Annotated in this window: 14 protein-coding genes; 4 read left to right on the top strand and 10 right to left on the bottom strand. The window is 71.0% G+C overall.

Translation table 11 applies throughout. The annotated features are described in order from the left end of the window. Positions 1-108 precede the first annotated feature (108 nt). On the top strand, positions 109-1,539 hold the full coding sequence (locus A4R44_RS26275; RefSeq protein ID WP_067586178.1) for a S8 family serine peptidase: 1,431 nt from the start codon (positions 109-111) through the stop codon (positions 1,537-1,539). Positions 1,540-1,546: 7 nt separating this feature from the next. On the opposite strand, the gene A4R44_RS26270 is transcribed toward A4R44_RS26275, so the two are convergent. The 8 genes from A4R44_RS26270 to A4R44_RS26235 all read right to left on the bottom strand — a co-directional run bounded on the left by A4R44_RS26270 (position 1,547) and on the right by A4R44_RS26235 (position 11,214). Next, complete coding sequence (locus A4R44_RS26270) at positions 1,547-2,386, bottom strand: ABC transporter permease (protein ID WP_067586570.1); 840 nt, start codon at positions 2,384-2,386, stop codon at positions 1,547-1,549. Continuing rightward, a complete protein-coding gene (locus tag A4R44_RS26265; RefSeq protein ID WP_067586175.1) occupies positions 2,386-3,189 on the bottom strand; it encodes an ABC transporter permease in 804 nt (267 codons plus the stop codon). The genes A4R44_RS26270 and A4R44_RS26265 overlap by 1 nt, the downstream gene beginning before the upstream one ends. Next, on the bottom strand, positions 3,189-4,130 hold the full coding sequence (locus A4R44_RS26260) for an ABC transporter ATP-binding protein (protein WP_067586172.1): 942 nt from the start codon (positions 4,128-4,130) through the stop codon (positions 3,189-3,191). The genes A4R44_RS26265 and A4R44_RS26260 overlap by 1 nt, the downstream gene beginning before the upstream one ends. Before the next feature lie 154 nt (positions 4,131-4,284). Then, positions 4,285-7,620 carry a phosphodiester glycosidase family protein gene (locus tag A4R44_RS26255; RefSeq protein WP_095213606.1) on the bottom strand — a complete coding sequence of 1,112 codons (3,336 nt, stop codon included), beginning with the start codon at positions 7,618-7,620 and terminating at the stop codon, positions 4,285-4,287. Positions 7,621-7,744: 124 nt separating this feature from the next. Beyond that, positions 7,745-8,470, bottom strand: coding sequence for a maleylpyruvate isomerase family mycothiol-dependent enzyme (locus A4R44_RS26250; RefSeq protein WP_067586169.1), 726 nt, complete (start codon positions 8,468-8,470; stop codon positions 7,745-7,747). A 291-nt stretch (positions 8,471-8,761) separates the two neighbouring features. Then, the gene (gene ndk / locus A4R44_RS26245; protein WP_020660996.1) at positions 8,762-9,172 is read right to left on the bottom strand and encodes a nucleoside-diphosphate kinase; all 411 of its coding nucleotides are present in this window, start codon (positions 9,170-9,172) and stop codon (positions 8,762-8,764) included. A 70-nt stretch (positions 9,173-9,242) separates the two neighbouring features. Beyond that, entirely contained in the window at positions 9,243-10,799 is a 1,557-nt protein-coding gene (locus A4R44_RS26240) for an alkaline phosphatase (RefSeq protein ID WP_067586166.1), read from the bottom strand. Between the two features lie 97 nt (positions 10,800-10,896). After that, entirely contained in the window at positions 10,897-11,214 is a 318-nt protein-coding gene (locus tag A4R44_RS26235) for a GNAT family N-acetyltransferase (protein WP_232791781.1), read from the bottom strand. A gap of 299 nt (positions 11,215-11,513) precedes the next feature. On the opposite strand from A4R44_RS26235, the gene A4R44_RS26230 reads away from it, so the two are divergent. After that, positions 11,514-11,798, top strand: a complete 285-nt coding sequence (locus tag A4R44_RS26230; protein WP_232791780.1) for a VOC family protein — start codon at positions 11,514-11,516, stop codon at positions 11,796-11,798. Between the two features lie 151 nt (positions 11,799-11,949). On the opposite strand, the gene A4R44_RS26225 is transcribed toward A4R44_RS26230, so the two are convergent. Both A4R44_RS26225 and A4R44_RS26220 read right to left on the bottom strand, forming a co-directional pair. Further along, positions 11,950-12,351 carry a DUF4233 domain-containing protein gene (locus tag A4R44_RS26225; RefSeq protein ID WP_067586163.1) on the bottom strand — a complete coding sequence of 134 codons (402 nt, stop codon included), beginning with the start codon at positions 12,349-12,351 and terminating at the stop codon, positions 11,950-11,952. After that, entirely contained in the window at positions 12,348-14,024 is a 1,677-nt protein-coding gene (locus A4R44_RS26220) for a folylpolyglutamate synthase/dihydrofolate synthase family protein (RefSeq protein ID WP_067586160.1), read from the bottom strand. Before A4R44_RS26220 ends, A4R44_RS26225 begins: the two co-directional genes overlap by 4 nt. Positions 14,025-14,192: 168 nt before the next feature. Here A4R44_RS26220 and A4R44_RS26215 point away from each other — a divergent pair, with 168 nt between their 5' ends. Then, positions 14,193-14,834: a bifunctional 2-polyprenyl-6-hydroxyphenol methylase/3-demethylubiquinol 3-O-methyltransferase UbiG gene (locus A4R44_RS26215; protein ID WP_067586157.1), complete on the top strand. Its 642-nt coding sequence runs from the start codon at positions 14,193-14,195 to the stop codon at positions 14,832-14,834. A 93-nt stretch (positions 14,835-14,927) separates the two neighbouring features. Next, positions 14,928-15,765 (top strand): SGNH/GDSL hydrolase family protein (locus tag A4R44_RS26210; RefSeq protein ID WP_067586154.1); only part of this gene is annotated, 838 nt, incomplete at its 3' end.

The following is a 15,765-nucleotide window of genomic DNA, read 5'->3' as shown; positions in this document are numbered from 1 at the left end:
GGCGAACTTCCGCGCATCGCTTGTCGCGCCGGGCCCGGGGTGGTTAGCGTGCGGGCTCGGGCGCTCGCGCGGGCGCCCGGCATAGCCCCGCGCGCGGTGGGAGGTCCGGTGTCTGTGCTGGCGCGGCCGCTGCGGGCGGCCGTGTGCTCTGTCCTGGTCCTCGCCGGCTGCGCCGCGGTCTCCCCCGCCGCCGTCGCGAGCCCCGGATGCGCCTCCGGCGGCCGGGCGGTGCGCTACGTCGTCGCGTTCGACCGCGGAACCCCGGAATCTTCCGCCCGCCAGCAGACGAGCGCGGGCTGCGGGCAGCTCGCGGGCTACTATCCGCAGATTTCCGTGGCGGTCGTCACGTCCGCCGATCGGGCGTTCGCGGACCGTCTCGGCCCGGAACGGGCATTCAGCGCGCAAGCCACCCGGACGACCGCCGGGCGACCGGGCGCCGCGGCCCAGCCCGCGCGGGCCGAACTCCCGCTCAGCGACCCGGCGCGAGTGCCCGCCGCGGACCTGTCCTCGCGGCAGTGGGACATGAACCAGATCGGCGCTCCGGCCGCGCACCAGGTCACCGAAGGCAGCCGCGCGGTGGTCGTCGGCGTCCTGGACTCCGGCGTCGACCCGAAGCACCCCGACCTCGCCGCGGCGATCGACCCGGACGATTCGGCGGGCTGCCTCACCGGCGTCCCGGACCCGAGCCCGGCCGCGTGGCAGCCGACGACCTCGGCGCACGGCACCCACGTCGCGGGCATCATCGCCGCGGCCGACGACCGCAAGGGCATCACCGGCGTCGCGCCGGGCGTGCGGATCGCGTCGGTGAAGGTGATCGACGATCGCGGCTACGCCGATCCCGAGGCGGCGGTCTGCGGGATCATGTGGTCGGCGGCGCGGCATCTGCCGATCGCCAACAGCAGCTGGTTCGTGAATCCGTGGTCGCTGTCCTGCGTGCGCGGCAACGACCGCGGCGTGGTGCACGAAGTGCTGGCGCGAGCCGTGGAGTACGCGACGTCCCAGGGCACGCTGAACGTCGCCGCCGCGACCAACGAGGCGGTCGACCTCACGCCTTCGGGCCGCTCGGGTTCGCCGTCCGCCGCCGGGAAGTGCGAGGCACTGCCGGCCGGGCTGCGGGACGTGGTGACGGCCTCGGCGATCAGCCCGGACCGGGTGAAGTCGGGCTACAGCTCGTACGGGCTCGGTGTGGTCGATGTCACGGCCCCGGGCGGCGACGACGACCGGTGCGTGGTTTCGACCGTTCCGGGCGGCTACGCGCCGATGTGCGGGACGTCGATGGCGGCGCCGCACGTCGCCGGGGTGCTGGCGTTGCTCAAGTCGGTGCATCCCCCGTGGACGGCCGCCGAGCTGCGCCGCGCGCTGGACTCCCGGGCGACGCCGATGCCGTGCCCGGACGACTACGATCTGACCGGCGACGGCGCCCAGGACGCCTACTGCTCCGGCTACGACGGATACAACGGCTTCTACGGCCACGGCCTCGTCGACGCCCGGTCCGCGGTGGCACCGGCGCACACCGGACTGCCCAGCCCGGCCCGCTGAGCCGCGTTCAGGTCAGCAGCAGTTTCGCGATCCTCCTTGTCGCGCCCCAGATCCCGATCGCGGCGAGCGCCAGCAGGTACGCCAGGTTGCCCAGCATGCTCCAGGAGAAGATGCCGGCGGAAAGCCCGCGCATCAGCTCGATCCCGTGGTAGAGCGGGAAGCAGCGGACCAGCCACTGCAGCGCTTCCGGGTAGACCGTGATCGGGAAGAACGTGGTGGAGAACAGGAACATCGGCATCAGGACGAGCTGGATGTAGTCGAATTGGGACGTCGACTTCAGGAAGCTGACCAGCGTGATGCTGATGGCCGCGAACGCGAACGACACGAGCAGCGCGGCGGGCAGGAGCAGCAGCGCCCACCAGGACGTGAGCAGCCCCATGACGCCGGTGACCGCCAGGAACGCGACCGAATAGAGGCCGCCGCGCATCATCGCCCACGCGATCTCGCCGAGCGCGACGTCGAGCGGGCCGACCGGAGTCGCCAGCATCGCGTCGTACGTCTTGGCGTAGCGCAGCTTGAAAAACAGGTTGTACGTGCATTCGAAAACCGCGCCGTTCATCGCCGACGAAGCCAGCAGCGCGGGCGCGACGAACGCGACATAGCTCATCGGCTGCCCGTCCGGCCCCGGCACCGTGGTGACCAGTTTGCCGAAGCCGACCTGGAACGCGAGCAAGTAGAACAACGGCTCAAGCGCGCCGGACACGAGGATCGTCCACGACCGCCCGTAGACAGTGAGCGCGCGTTCGATCAATGCGGTCGCGCGGCCGCTGTACATGCCCGCGGGCAGGACGCGGAGCAGAATTCCGCGCCGCTGCGGGAGAATGGGGGCGCTTCGCAGGTCGGTCATCACGCCACCAGCCGTCGGTAGAAGCCGCGGTGCGCGATCGTCCAGCCGATCGCGACCAGCGCCGCCAGATACGCGAGGTGCCCGAGCACCGGGAGCAGCTCCCGCCCGCCGAGCGTGGCGGCGCGCGAGAGCTCGGTGCCGTGCCACAGCGGGGAAATCCAGGCGAGCCAGCGCAGGTACAGCGGCAATTGGGTGATCGGGAAGAACGTGCCGGAGAACAGGGTCATCGGGATGACGACGAACCGGAAAATCAGCCCGAACCGCTGTCCCTCGTCGAAGGTCCACGCCGCCAGCGCGGCGATCAGCGATCCGCAGGCGAGGCCGGTGAGAACGCCGACGAGGACCACCAGCAGCGCTCCCGCGTTGTCCCAGGCGCCGAACAACCACGCGATGAGCGCGTAGACCGTGCCGGAAAGGGCGAGCCGCAGCATGGTCCAGATCTGGTGCCCGCCGAGGACCTGGCCCGGAGACACCGGCGTCGCGGTGACGGCCAGATAGTCCTTCTGCCATTTGAATCCGCTGAGCACCGGATAACTCGACTCGCTGACCGCTTGCTGCGCCGCGCCTGCCACCAGCAGCGCCGGGGCGACGTACCCGAGGTAGGACACCCCGCCGGTCGCCGGACCGGCCTTGACCTGCGAGCCGAACCCGAGCCCCATCGCGGCGAGGAACAGGACCGGTTGCAGGCCGGTGGAGTAGAGCGTGCTGAGCCAGTGCCTGCGGTACCAGGTCCAGTAGCCCTCGACGCGCAGCCAGGCGCCGTGGAACCGGCCGACGACGCGGCCGGTGGCGGGAGCGGTCATCAGTCCACCAACGTCCGGCCGGTGAGGCGGAGGAAGACGTCCTCCAGAGAACTGCGCCGGACCAGGCTCGACAACGGGCGCAGGCCGCGCTCGTGCGCGCGTTCGAGAGTGGCCTCGCCGGTCATCGTGTACAGCAGCACCCGGTCCGGGAGGACTTCGACGCGTTCGGCCAGCCCTTCGAGCCGGTCGGCCGCGTCCTGCTGCTCGCCCGGCGCGAACCGGAGCTCGACGACTTCCCGGGTGGAATGCCGCGCGATCAGGTCGGCGGGCGAGCCTTCCGCGGCGATCCGGCCCCCGTCCATGACGACCAGCCGGTCGCAGAGTTGTTCTGCTTCGTCCATGTAGTGGGTGGTGACGATGAGCGTGGTGCCGCGGGCTTTGAGCCGGAAAAGCCGGTCCCACAACAGGTGCCGCGCCTGCGGATCGAGCCCGGTGGTCGGTTCGTCGAGCAGCAGCAGTTCCGGGTCGTTGACCAGCGACCGGGCGATGGTGAGCCGCCGCTTCATGCCGCCGGAGAGCGAATCGACCGGTTTCTCGGCGCGGTCGGACAGCTGCGCGAACTCCATCAGCTCGACCGCCTTCTGCCGGACACGGGCCCGGGAGAGGCCGAAATACCGGCCGTAGACGTGCAGGTTCTGCCGGACGGTGAGCTCCACGTCGAGGTTGTCCTCCTGCGGCACCACGCCAAGGCGCGCGCGGATCCGCGGCCCGTCGGCGTCGGGGTCCATGCCGAGGACGCGCAGATCGCCGTCGGTGCGCGGAGACACGCACGCGATCATCCGCATTGTCGATGACTTCCCGGCGCCGTTGGGCCCGAGGAAGCCGAACGCCTCCCCTGGCCGCACCTCGACGTCGATGCCGCGGACTGCCTCGAATTTTCCGAACCTTTTGACCAGCGCCTTCGCTTGCACGAGGGCTGGTTCCGATGCCGACTCTCCCACGAGGAACGACAGTAGAGGGAGGGACCGACAATTCTCGACCCGTTTCCCAGAACCGGAACTGGCAGAGGTACACGACCCCTCCCTCGACGCGACCGAGCTGTCCGTGAGGGGGGCCTTGCGGGAATCTGATTCCCTCAGGGCCCCCTCACGGACTTCAGCGCACCGTCGCCGGCGCCGAACGGGTCACCCCGTTCACCGTCACCGAGATTTCCGCCGTGCCTGGACGCAGGCCCCGCACCGTCCCGGTGGCCGGGTCGAGCGACACCACATCCCACGGCGCGGGCGGCCAGCTGCCGAGGTGCACCCCGCGACCACCCCACGCGGCGCTCACCGGGTAAGTCACCGGAATCGACCGGCCCTCCTGGGTCACCGTGGCGGTCACCTTCCCGGTCCCGCCCCACGGAAGCGTGCCCGGGCCGGTCACCGTCAGCGCGTCGACGTTCGGGCGCGTCTCGAATCGCACCGGCTGGCCGCGGTCCGAGGGGTCCACTCGCACCAGGGTCCAGCCGACGAAGCCGCCGTCGCCGGGGGCCGCGGCGGGGGTCTTGCCCGAGTTGCCGTTCACCAGGTACGGCACGCCGTCCGTGCGCGACAGGCCGAACACTCCCGCGTGCGAAGCCAGCGACGCGGCCGGTTTTCCGGACTTCTCCTCGAAACCGGTCAGCCACGTCCGCAGCAGCTCGGCCTCCTTCCGGTCGCCCAGCTGCGAATTGCCGGTCGGGCTCGGGTCCTTCACCGGGTGGTGCATCGCGACGACCACACCGCGCACGGAACGGTCCTTCGCCGCGTTGTCGAGCGCCTCGCGCATCATCCGCACCTGGTCGAATCCGCCCGCGCGCAGGGAGCCGCGCGACGAGTCCATCAGGATCAGCCGAACGCCGTTGACGTCGGCCACGCGGTGCGTCTCCCCGAACGCGTCCTGGAAGTTCTTCAGGCCGTTGCCGCCCTCGGCTTCGTGGTTGCCGGGGACGTAGTACCAGGGGACGCGGCCGTCCAGTTCTTCGGTGATGATCTTGCGGGCCAGCACGAAGTCCGGCGCGGTGCCGCGGTCCACGAAGTCGCCGTTGATCAGCACGAGATCCGGTTTCGCGGCAATGGCCTCGCGCAGTGCCCGGCGCGCTTGGGCGACCAGCGGGCCGTCCGGGGCGTCGGCGGTGAACTGGGCGTCGCTGACGACCGCGATCTTCAGGCCGCCCTCGCCGAGTGTGCCGTCGGTGACGAGCGCCGGGTCCGGGACAGCCGGATCGTGCGGCACGGAGGTGCTCGGGGCGACCTCGAAGGTGAGGTCGTTGAACACCAGTCTGCCTTCGTACTGTTTGCCCGCCGCGGTTTCCACGGCATAGAACCGGGTGAGGCGCTGCCCGTCCGGCAGCCCGGCGGGCACCGCGGCTGTCACGTATCGCCAGCCGGTCCAATTGACGCTCAGCGAAAGATCCACAATGGACGCGGTGCTGGCGCCGTCGCGGAGTTCCGCGCGGATCCAGGCGCCCTTGCCGTCGCCGTTGATCCACATGCCGATCTTCTGCGTGCCAGCCGGAACCGCGATCGGGTCGGCAGCGTTGACATACGCGGCGCGGGTGGCGGTGGTGCCGGTGAGCCGGTAGTCGAGCGCCAGGCCCTTGCCGCCGTTGCGGCCGTCTGCCGAGGAAAGCGCGGCGCCGACGACGGCCGGATACACCGTTGCGGACCAGCCTTCCGGACCGGCCAGCGGCGCCGCGACCGTGGCTTCGGTGCCCACCGAAGCCGCCAGGTGCATGGTCTTCCCGCCTGCGTGCACGGTGATCGCCGTGGCCCCGGACGCGGTCTTCGCGGTGACTGCGAAACCCTTGCCCGACGGCTCGATCTTCACCACGGCGGGGTCGTATTCGAGCTTCACGTCCGACGGTTCGATCCAGGTGCCATAACCGTCCGCGTCGTAGCCGTAGACCTGGAACTCGCCGCGCGCATCCGCACCCGACAGCGCGACCTGCTTCGTGCTCGCGCCAAGGCGAACCGGCTTGCCCAGCACGGTCAGCTTCGTGCGGCCGTTCACGAAGTTCTGGTGCGCGGTCACCGTCACGTCGGCTCGCGCGTCCGGATGCAGGAAGTCGGGCTGCGCGGTGAAAACGTTCTTCGTGACAGTGCCGCGGAACGGATTCGACGTGGTCCAGAACGGGCGCGACGCCACTGCGGCGCCCGTCTCGTCGTGGCCGTTCGGCACGAGTGCGCGGCTCAGGCCGGACAGCACGCGGGTCGAGTTGTCGCCCTCCTGCGCGGGGGCGGGCGCGAAGCCAGTCAGCCGTCCGCTGCCGGCCACCGTTGCGAAGCCGATGCCGTTGGGCACCAGGCGTTCCCCACCGTCCGAAGGCGAGTTGCGCACAGACGGTGCGGCTTCTCCTTCGTTACGCGCGAGCAGGGTCGAGGAGCCGCCGCCATCGAGGTTGATCGCGTCGTCGGCACCGAGCCGCTTCAGCTGCCGGGCCATTTCCAGCTCGGTCATCCCGCGGCTGTCGGCCTGGCGGCCGTCCACCGTGACGAGCCACATCCGCTTGCCGTCAGCGGAAAAGCCGACGCCGGTACGCGGGGCGAGGGTGACATCGTCGAGCTGCTGGAGCTGCCCGCCCTTCAGCAGCGTCTTGTTTCCGCCGACCGCGACGGCGATCTTGCCCGCGTCGGTCCGCGGCGCGTACGAAACGCCCACGCGGTCACCGATGTGCAACGCCGACAATGCGTCCGCGCCAGCTTCCCGGCCGAGCAGCAGCGTGCTGCCAGCCGGAATCGGGCCGTCTGCGGGATTCGGACGCACCTGCGTCACGACGCCGTCGCGGACCTCGATCTCGACGACCTTCTGCGCACCGGCGACCGACGTCGCTCGCGCCGAAGCGCCCCAGAGCGGCGTGTAGACGCCGAGAGCGTCCTTGCCGAGCACCGGGCTGTTGAAGTTCGTTGCAGGAACAGCTCGGCCGTCCGGCAACGTGACCGACGCTTCGAGGAAGATGTCGGCGAGCTTCGCGCGACCCTGCTCGGTGATCGCCGCGGTGGTGTTGTGGCCGGACGCGGGTGCGTTGTGCAGCTCGCCCTTGTCGATGCCGACGCCGAGCGGCGCACCGGAGGCGTTGATGTCGAAGAAATCGCCGTTGACGCCCGCGACCGCACCGGCGCGAGCGACCTGCTGAGACAGCGGAGTGCGCGCGGAAACGGTGCCCGGGCTGAGGTAAGCCGGCTTCAGGACCTTGCTGGTGAGGTCGACGCTCAGCGCGTCGCCGCGGATCCAGCCCTTCGGGTCGAAGCGGTCGAACTGGGTGAGGTTCAGACCAGGTGCCACCGCGTTGGTGGCGCTGCTGGTTTCGAGGCCGTCGTCGGCGGCGGGCGCCGCGGCGATCGCCGGAGCCTCCCGGGCCGAGGAGAAGGCGGAGGCGCTCTCGACCGGCGGCGGGCCGAGCGGAGCGGAGAGCGGGCCGGCCTGCGCCGGTGTGGCCAGCGTCAGCACCAGAAGGGCGCTGAGCAGCACGGATCTTGATCTTTTCACCAGATACCCCACGATCGCGACGATGGCTCAGGTCAGCCAAATCCATCGGCGCGACCGCCGGAAGGCCCTGCGGTGAACGGGACCTGAATGGCGCAGGATTATCCGCTCAGGGTGTCATGCGCGCGGCGAGGAACTCCTTCGCGACGGCCTCGTCTCCGGCGATCTCCGGCTGCGCATCGGTGCGATTCCACAGCAGCACCAGCAAATGCTGCGCGGCCGCCGCGACGGTGGCCACCGCTTCGCCCGCGCCCAGCTCGGGCGGTTCGCCGGGCACGACGGTCCACGCGTGCCCGGTGTCGGTGGTGCGCAAGGTGATCGGCGCGGCCAGCGGAACCTCGTGCTTCCAGCGCGCGACGCGCGGCAGCATCGTGCCGAGCACCTCGTGGACGCCGTCGGCCGCGATCAGCGGATCAAGCCGCGCCGCTACGCCGCGTGCGCCGAACAAGTCGACCAAATGCACGGCAGTTTCGTGCACCTGACGGCGGAACCAGAACGCTTTGGTCTTCTCCGCGGCACCGAAAACCCAGCACGAGTCGGCGGGATCGGCCGCGTCGAGCGCGTCCAGCAGCTCGGCGGCGCTTTCGGCGTACCAGGGCACGAGGTCGGCGCCCGGCGAGACGTCGAATTCCTGGTTGCTCAGCTCGCCGGTCCGGACGATCCCGGCGGCCCACCGGTGCACGTTGCCCAGATGCGTGACGAGGTCGCGCTTGGTCCAGTCGCCGCAGTACGGGACCGGGTTGCCGAGATCGCCCGCGGCTTCCGCGGCGAAGGCTTCGGTGAGCGAACGGAGGTGCGGCAGGTAGTCGCGCGGCGGCAGCGGCAGGGCGGTCACGGGTGGAGGCTAACCGATGCGCGGGGTCCCGGCACCGGAATTACCCGCCGACGCCAGGAGCTCAAGCTGCGTCGGCTCATCCCCGCCCGTGGGGGGACCGCAAACTCCCGCGTCCGGGCCGCGACAACAGCTGGCGCGGCGCCTTCGGGCTGGGCAAGACACCTCAAACACACCGCGGCACCGCCTTGAGTTCCTCGCACCGGAAACAAGCTGGCCCGGGAAGCACGAACGCCGGGCCGGGACCGAAGTCCCGGCCCGGCGTCCGCGAGGGTCAATGCCGGTTCAGCCGGATCACAGGTCGGGGAACCACAGCTTCAGCTCGCGCTCGGCCGACTCCGGCGAGTCCGAACCGTGCACCAGGTTGTACTGGGTCTCCAGCGCGAAGTCGCCGCGCAGGGTGCCCGGGGTGGCCTTCTCGACCGGGTCGGTGCCGCCGGCGAGCTGGCGGAACGCGGCGATCGCGCGCGGGCCCTCGACGGCCAGCGCGACGAGCGGGCCGGACGTGATGAACTCCAGCAGGTCGCCGAAGAACGGGCGCTCCTTGTGCTCCGCGTAGTGCTCCTCGGCGACGGAGCGCTCGACGGTGCGCAGTTCCAGCGCGGCCAGCTTCAGGCCCTTGCGCTCGATGCGCGAGACGACCTCGCCGACGAGGCCGCGCGCGACGCCATCGGGCTTGACGAGGACCAGCGTGCGTTCAGTCACGACGGTATTTCTCCTTGTGCGGATTCGTGTTATTCGGCGCTGAGCCTATCCGACGCGCCCGCCGGGCCGGTCAGCGCCGCTGCGGCTGCAGCGTCTTGGACCACAGCGAGGCCCCGGTCGCGTCGCGCAGGTCGACCGTCAGCGCGCCGCCGGCACCGTCCACATTCAATTCCCCGAAGTGCTGGAAACCTTGCACCGGCGAGGAATTCTGCGTCTGCGGGGCGTGCACGAACACCGCTTCCGGGCCGAAGGTCGGGTCGAGTTCGTTCGGGCCGAACGCGCCCGCGTTGAGCGGGCCGGAGACGAATTCCCAGAACGGGTCGAAGTCCTGGAACACGGCGCGCTCGGGCGAATAATGGTGCGCGGCGGTGTAGTGCACGTCAGCGGTCAGCCACACGACATTGCGCACGCGGTGCCGCGAAATCTGCCGCAGCACCCAGGCCAGTTCGGTCTCGCGGCCGCCGGGCGCGCCGGGCAGGCCGTTGGCGACCGCCTCGATGTCCTTGCCGTCCGGCACGACGAGGCCGATCGGCATGTCCGCCTGGACGATCTTCCAGGTCGCGGTGCTGCGCCGGAGCGCGTCGGCCAGCCAGCGGGCCTGCGCCTCGCCGAGGATGTGGCCGGGCTTGGTCTGGTCGGAGGTGTTGGCGTCGCGGTAAGTGCGCATGTCGAGGACGAACACCTCGACCCGGCTGCCGTGGCGGAAGCTCCGGTACACCCGGCCGTCGACGGCCTGGCGGCGGTCGATCGGATGCCATTCGTGGAACGCCTGGAACGCGCGCCGGGCGAGGACGTCGGCCCGCTTTTCGGTGTATTCGGGGCGGTCGTGCAGGATTTCGCCGGGGTACCAGTTATTGACTACTTCATGGTCATCCCACTGGACACAAGCCGGGACCTCCGCGGCGAACCGGCGGAAGTTGGCGTCGAGCCGGTTGTAGGCGTGCTGGCCGCGGTACTCGTCGAGGGTTTCGGCGACCTTCGACTTCTCCGGCGTCACGATGTTGTGCCAGGTGCCCCCGCCGGGCAGCGTCACGGTTTCGGTGAGCGGGCCGTCGGCGTACACCGTGTCGCCGCTGTGCAGGAAGAGGTCCGGACGGCGGTCGGCCATCGCGGAGAAGATCGTCATGCCGCCGAGGCCTGGGTTGATGCCGTAGTTCTGGCCGACGACGTCGCCGCTCCACAGGATCCGGGTGTTCGCGCGGCCGACCGGCGCGGTGGCGAACCGGCCCGCGACCGGCTCGCTCGCGCCGCGGCCGTCGAGGTCCACGGCGGTGACGCGGTAGTGGTACTCGGTGCCCGGGGCCAGCCCGGCGACGCGCACCTTGCCGGTGCCGCCGGTGGCGGGGGTGACGAACGGGCCGGGCACCCGGCGGGCGTGCCGGAACGACGGGTCGCGCGCGACCTCGACCATCAGCCGCGCCGGGCGGTCGGCCCGCGACCACACGATGCCGGAACCGGTGGTCACGTCCCCGGACGCGACGCCGTGGGCGAGCACCGGACGGTCGCGGCGGACGAGCGGGGCCGCCGAGGCGGAGCCGGGCAGCAGCAGCCCGCCTGCCGCGGCGAGCGCGGGGACGGCGATCCCGGCTTTGAGCACGGAGCGCCGGGAAGGGGTCGTTTCGGTCATGGCGGCCGTTCTATCCGGCGACCACGGCCAAGCGGCCAACTCGGGCTGACCGCCGGGTGAACGGCTCACTCGTCAGGAGGAAGCTCACAGCCGGTCGTCACGCTCGGTGTGCTTCCCGGACCATCTCGTGCTCGCAGGGGCCTTCCTGGGCAGGACGCGTCACAAACCCGTGTCGTTCGTACAGCGCCATGGCGTGCTGGTTGCCGCCCGCGACGCGCAACGCCAGCTCGGCGGCCCCGCGCCCTTCGCTCCAGCGCACCACGGCCCGGACGAGCGCGTCCCCGACTCCCCTGCCGCGCGCCGGCGGAGCGACCCACATCGACAGCAGATCGGCTTTGTCGCCGCGTTCGGACAGGTTGGCGCTGACCATCCCGGCCGGAACGCCGTCGAGGTCGGCCAGGACGTTGAGCGACACGTCGCGCAGCCGCGCCCGCCAGCGCGGTTCGGTGTCGCCTTCGCCTTGCCNGCCAGTCCGCGAGTTTCGAGCTGAACGCCTCCGGGTCCTCGCTCAGCGCCGCCAGCCGGAGGTCGCGCCACTCCGCCCAGTTGTCCACGCTCAGCTCGCGCACCACGATCACACTTGCACCGTCGCCGTGGCGGCCCGGCCGTTACATCGGAACAGGGTGAAACCATGCGGATCGACCGGCTCGACCACCTCGTCCTCACCGTCGCCGACCTCGGTGCGACAGTCGATTTCTCCACCGCGTCCTCGGCATGACCGAGGTGACGTTCGGGGCGGGCCGCAAGGCGCTGGCGTTCGGCGCCAGCAAGATCAACCTGCACGAGGTCGAACCCAAGGCGGACCGGCCGACGCCGGGCAGCGCGGACCTGTGCCTGATCACGGCCGATTCGCTGGAGCGGGTGGTCGAAGACCTCGCCGTGCACGGGGTGCCGGTCGAGGAGGGCCCGGTCGACCGCACGGGCGCGACCGGGCCGATCCGCGGCGGGTACTTCCGCGACCCGGACCGGAACCTGGTCGAGGTCAGCGTCTACCGCTGAGCCGCGCCTCGCGGGAGCACCCGGGCGCGGCGCCGGGATCCGGAAAGCATTCGAGGAGCGGGGCGTCGAGTTCGTCCGGCGCCTCGGCCCCGGCTTCGAGCGATCCGTTCTTCAGCGCGTCGTCCGGGACCTGGCTGGACTCGCCCGGGGCTCAAGCCTGCGGCTGCTGCTGGCTCGGCAGCGTGCCCGCGGCCATCCGGCGCGCGACGTCGCGGCGCAGCCACAGGAACCACAGGAACGCGGCCAGGAAGATGATGCCGATGATCGCGATCGCGGGCTGGGTGACGCCGATCCCGATGATCGCCAGCTGCAGCAGCAGGATCACCGGCACCGCCCAGACGTGCTTCAGCATTCCGCACAGCACGATCAGCACCACGGCCAGCGCGATGACCGTCCAGCCGGTGAAGCTGGTGATGCCGCCGCCGAGTTTCGCGACGACCGGCAGCGCCAGCGCGACGGTGATCGCCTCCATGATCAGCGTGCCCGCCAGGACGCCGCGGAAGCCCTTCATCGGGTCCTTCGCGGGCCGCTTGACCGGGGTTTCCTCGCTCATGCCGGCTCCTTCCCGAACAGCGTGCGCGCGTCGCCCGCGGTGACCACCGAGCCGGTCACCAGCACGCCGCCGCCCGCGAGCGGTTCCTCCGGGTCGTCGTTCTGCTCCACGAGGCCGATCGCGGTCTCGATCGCGGTCTCCAGGTCGCCTTCGGCGAGCACGCGGTCCTCGCCGAAGATCGACGCGGCCAGTTCGGCCAGGTCCTCGACCGGCAGCGACCGCGGCGACGAACCGCGCGTGACCACGATGTCGGAGACCACCGGCTCCAGCGCGTCCAGGATGCCGCGCGCGTCCTTGTCGGCCAGCACGCCGACGACCGCGACGAGCCGGCGGAAGTTGAACTCGTCGGTGATCGTCGTGGCGAGCGCCCGCGCGCCCATCGGGTTGTGCGCGGCGTCGACCAGCACCGCCGGGGCGGCCCGCACGCGTTCGAGCCTGCCCGGGTTCTCGACCTCGGCGAACGCCTCGCGCACCGCCTCGACCACGAGCTGTTTGTCTTTGCCCGCCCCGAAAAACGCCTCGACCGCGGCCAGCGCGAGGGCCGCGTTCGCCGCCTGGTGCGCGCCGTGCAGCGGCAGGAAGATCTCGTCGTAGACGCCGCCGAGGCCCTGCAGCTTCAGCATTTGCCCGCCGACCGCGACCTCGCGTTCCAGCACGCCGAACTCGCTGCCCGCGCGCGCCACCGCGGCGTCGACCTCGACCGTCCGCTTCAGCAGGACGTTCAGTACCTCGGGGTCCTGCTCGCCGATCACCGCGACCGACCCCGGCTTGATGATCCCGGCCTTCTCCGCGGCCGCGTCGACCGCGGTCGGGCCGAGGTATTCGGTGTGGTCCAGCCCGATCGGCGTGATGACCGCGACCTGGGCATCGGCGACGTTCGTCGCGTCCCACGCACCGCCCATGCCCGCCTCGACCACCGCGGCCTCGACCGGCGCGTCGGAGAACGCCGCGAACGCCATCCCGGTGAGCACCTCGAACTTGCTCATCGGCACGCCGTCCTCGCTCGCGCCGTCCACCATCGCCACGTACGGCGCGATGTCCTGGTACAGCTCGGCGTAGCGGGCGGCGGAGATCGGGCGGCCGTCGAGCGCGATCCGCTCGGTGACCAGTTGCAGGTGCGGGCTCGTGTAGCGGCCCGAGCGCAGGCCCATGCGGGTCAGCAGCGAATCGACCATCCGCGCGACCGAGCCCTTGCCGTTGGTGCCCGCGACGTGCACCACCGGGTAGCCCTGGCTGGGCTCGCCGAGCAGCGTCATCAGCGCCTGGATCCGGGTGAGCGACGGTTCGAGCTTCGTCTCCGGCCAGCGCTGGTTCAGCTCGGCCTCGGCGGCCATCAGGTCGCGGCGGGCCTCCGGGCCGTTCTCGTCGCCGAACTCGGCGGGCGCGCCCTCGTCATCGAGTTCGTGCAGCTCAGTGCCCTCTTCGGCGTGCAGGCCCGGCACCGGGCCGAGCGCCAGGTTGTCGCCGAGCTGGCCGATGCCGCCGATCCCTCCGCGCGAACCGCCGCCGACGGTGTAGGCCGCGTCCGGCGCGTCGAGGTCCGGTTCCAGTTCGTCGCCGGGATCGTCGTCGTCGCTGTGCGCGAGCGCGCCCAGTTCGTCGACCCCCGCGAAACTGTCCGGATCGGCGAGATCCGGCCGCCGGGTCTCCTCGGGCTCCTCACCGCGCGGCACTCGTGCACTCCTTGAAGTCGCTGTCCCGGCGCGGTCGCGCGACCGGGAAGACCAGGCGAAAGGTTCGGCCCGGCACACTGTCGAGCGTACCCGGGGCCGCCGCGCGCCCAGCGGCCCCGGGGCCTCGGCGCGATCACGCCCGCAGCGATCCGTGGCAAGGTCGGGCACATGCCCTTCGACCACAACCATCACTATCACCCGGCCTTGCTCCGGCTCCTGCCGCCGGGCCCCGGCCGTGCCCTGGACGTCGGCTGCGGCGACGGCCGGTTCGCCCGCAAGCTGGCCGCCGCCGGGATGACCGTCGAAGGCATCGACACGTCGGCCGAAATGATCACCCGCGCGACGTCCGCCGGTTCGCCAGGACCAGGCACAGTGGAGTACCGCCGCGCAGACGTGACGACCGAACAGCTGGAACCCGATGCCTACGCCTACATCTCCTGCCTGGCTTCCCTGCACCACGTCCCGTTCGACACCGTCACGAGACTGCGCGACGCGCTCGCCCCCGGCGGCGTCCTCGCGGTCCTCGGCTGTGCCCGCCCCAGCCGCCCCAGCCGCCCCGGCGACTACGCCCGCGAACTCGTCGCCGTCCCCGCGAACGTCGCGGCCAGGCTGATCGTCTTCGCCGGAGACCGCCTCAACGGCGGCCCGGACCCGGTCGCCAAGGCCCCAGTGCACATGAAATTCCCGCCGCTGAACGACGTCCGCCGCGACGCCGCGCGCCTGCTTCCCGGCAGCACAGTCCGTCCGCTGGTGTTCTGGCGGCACCTGCTGATCTGGCGGAAACCCGTGGATCACCCCGCAGCCGGGTGAAAACCCGCCCCGACCACCCGATCGGCGGAGAGCGCTCGCGCCCCGCTTGCCGAAAGGTAAAGCGGGTCGACCGCTAGGGAGGACGGGTTTCGCATGCGCACCATCCGAATCGTGCTGGCCGCGATCGCGGCAATCGCACTGCTTCTGTCGGCGGCGGCGGCCGCGAGCGCCGCGCCCCGGCACTACCGCCACTACGTCGCCTTGGGCGACTCGTACACGTCGGGCCCGCTCATCCCGCTGCCCCGGCTGGATCCGTTCGGCTGCTTCCGCTCGACGTCCAACTACCCGTCGATGGTCGCGGACTCCCTGGACGTGGATCGCTTCACCGACGTCAGCTGCGGCGGCGCGGACACGTCGGACATGACCAGCGCGCAAAGCGTGCCGCTGGGCCAGAACGCCCCGCAGTTCTCCGCACTGCGCCCCGACACCGACCTGGTGACCGTCGGCATCGGCGGCAATGATTCGGGCCTGTTCGGCAAGCTGGTGGACACCTGCCCCACCTTGCGCGCCTCGGACCCGACCGGAAACCCGTGCCAGCAGCACTTCACCGTTGACGGCGTAGACACGATGAAGGCGCTGCTCCCCAAGACGCAAGCAGCTATCCAGCAGGTACTGGCCGGAATCCACGCCCGCTCGCCCCACGCCAAGGTGCTGGCCATCGGCTACCCGCGCATCGCCCCCGAAGAAGGCTACTGCCCCGACGTCCTGCCCTTCGCGAACGGCGACTACGCCTGGCTCTCCAGCGTTGAAGAAGCCCTGAACGCGGCAGTAAGCAACGCAGTCGAAGCAGACGGCCAGTCGTCCTATGTGGACACCTACACCCCGTCCCTTGGCCACGACGCCTGCAAGGGCCCCGGCGTCGCCTGGATCAACGGCAAAGACCTCAACCTGCTGGCCGCAGCCTCCTACCACCCGCTCTACGCAGGAATGG

Origin of the sequence: Amycolatopsis sp. M39, from assembly GCF_001651785.1 — a bacterium.
In the GTDB taxonomy this organism is placed as follows: Bacteria; Actinomycetota; Actinomycetes; order Mycobacteriales; family Pseudonocardiaceae; genus Amycolatopsis; species Amycolatopsis rubida.
Note: the sequence above shows the minus strand (reverse complement) of the source record. Positions and strands in the feature narration are given on the sequence as shown.

Bases quoted from the DNA above. Each gene is read 5' to 3' on its own strand.
- A4R44_RS26270 (WP_067586570.1), bottom strand. From the start codon at position 2,386: ATGACCGACCTGCGAAGCGCCCCCATTCTCCCGCAGCGGCGCGGAATT.
- A4R44_RS26265 (WP_067586175.1), bottom strand. From the start codon at position 3,189: ATGACCGCTCCCGCCACCGGCCGCGTCGTCGGCCGGTTCCACGGCGCC.
- A4R44_RS26240 (WP_067586166.1), bottom strand. From the start codon at position 10,799: ATGACCGAAACGACCCCTTCCCGGCGCTCCGTGCTCAAAGCCGGGATC.
- A4R44_RS26230 (WP_232791780.1), top strand. From the start codon at position 11,514: ATGACCGAGGTGACGTTCGGGGCGGGCCGCAAGGCGCTGGCGTTCGGC.
- A4R44_RS26225 (WP_067586163.1), bottom strand. From the start codon at position 12,351: ATGAGCGAGGAAACCCCGGTCAAGCGGCCCGCGAAGGACCCGATGAAG.
- A4R44_RS26215 (WP_067586157.1), top strand. From the start codon at position 14,193: ATGCCCTTCGACCACAACCATCACTATCACCCGGCCTTGCTCCGGCTC.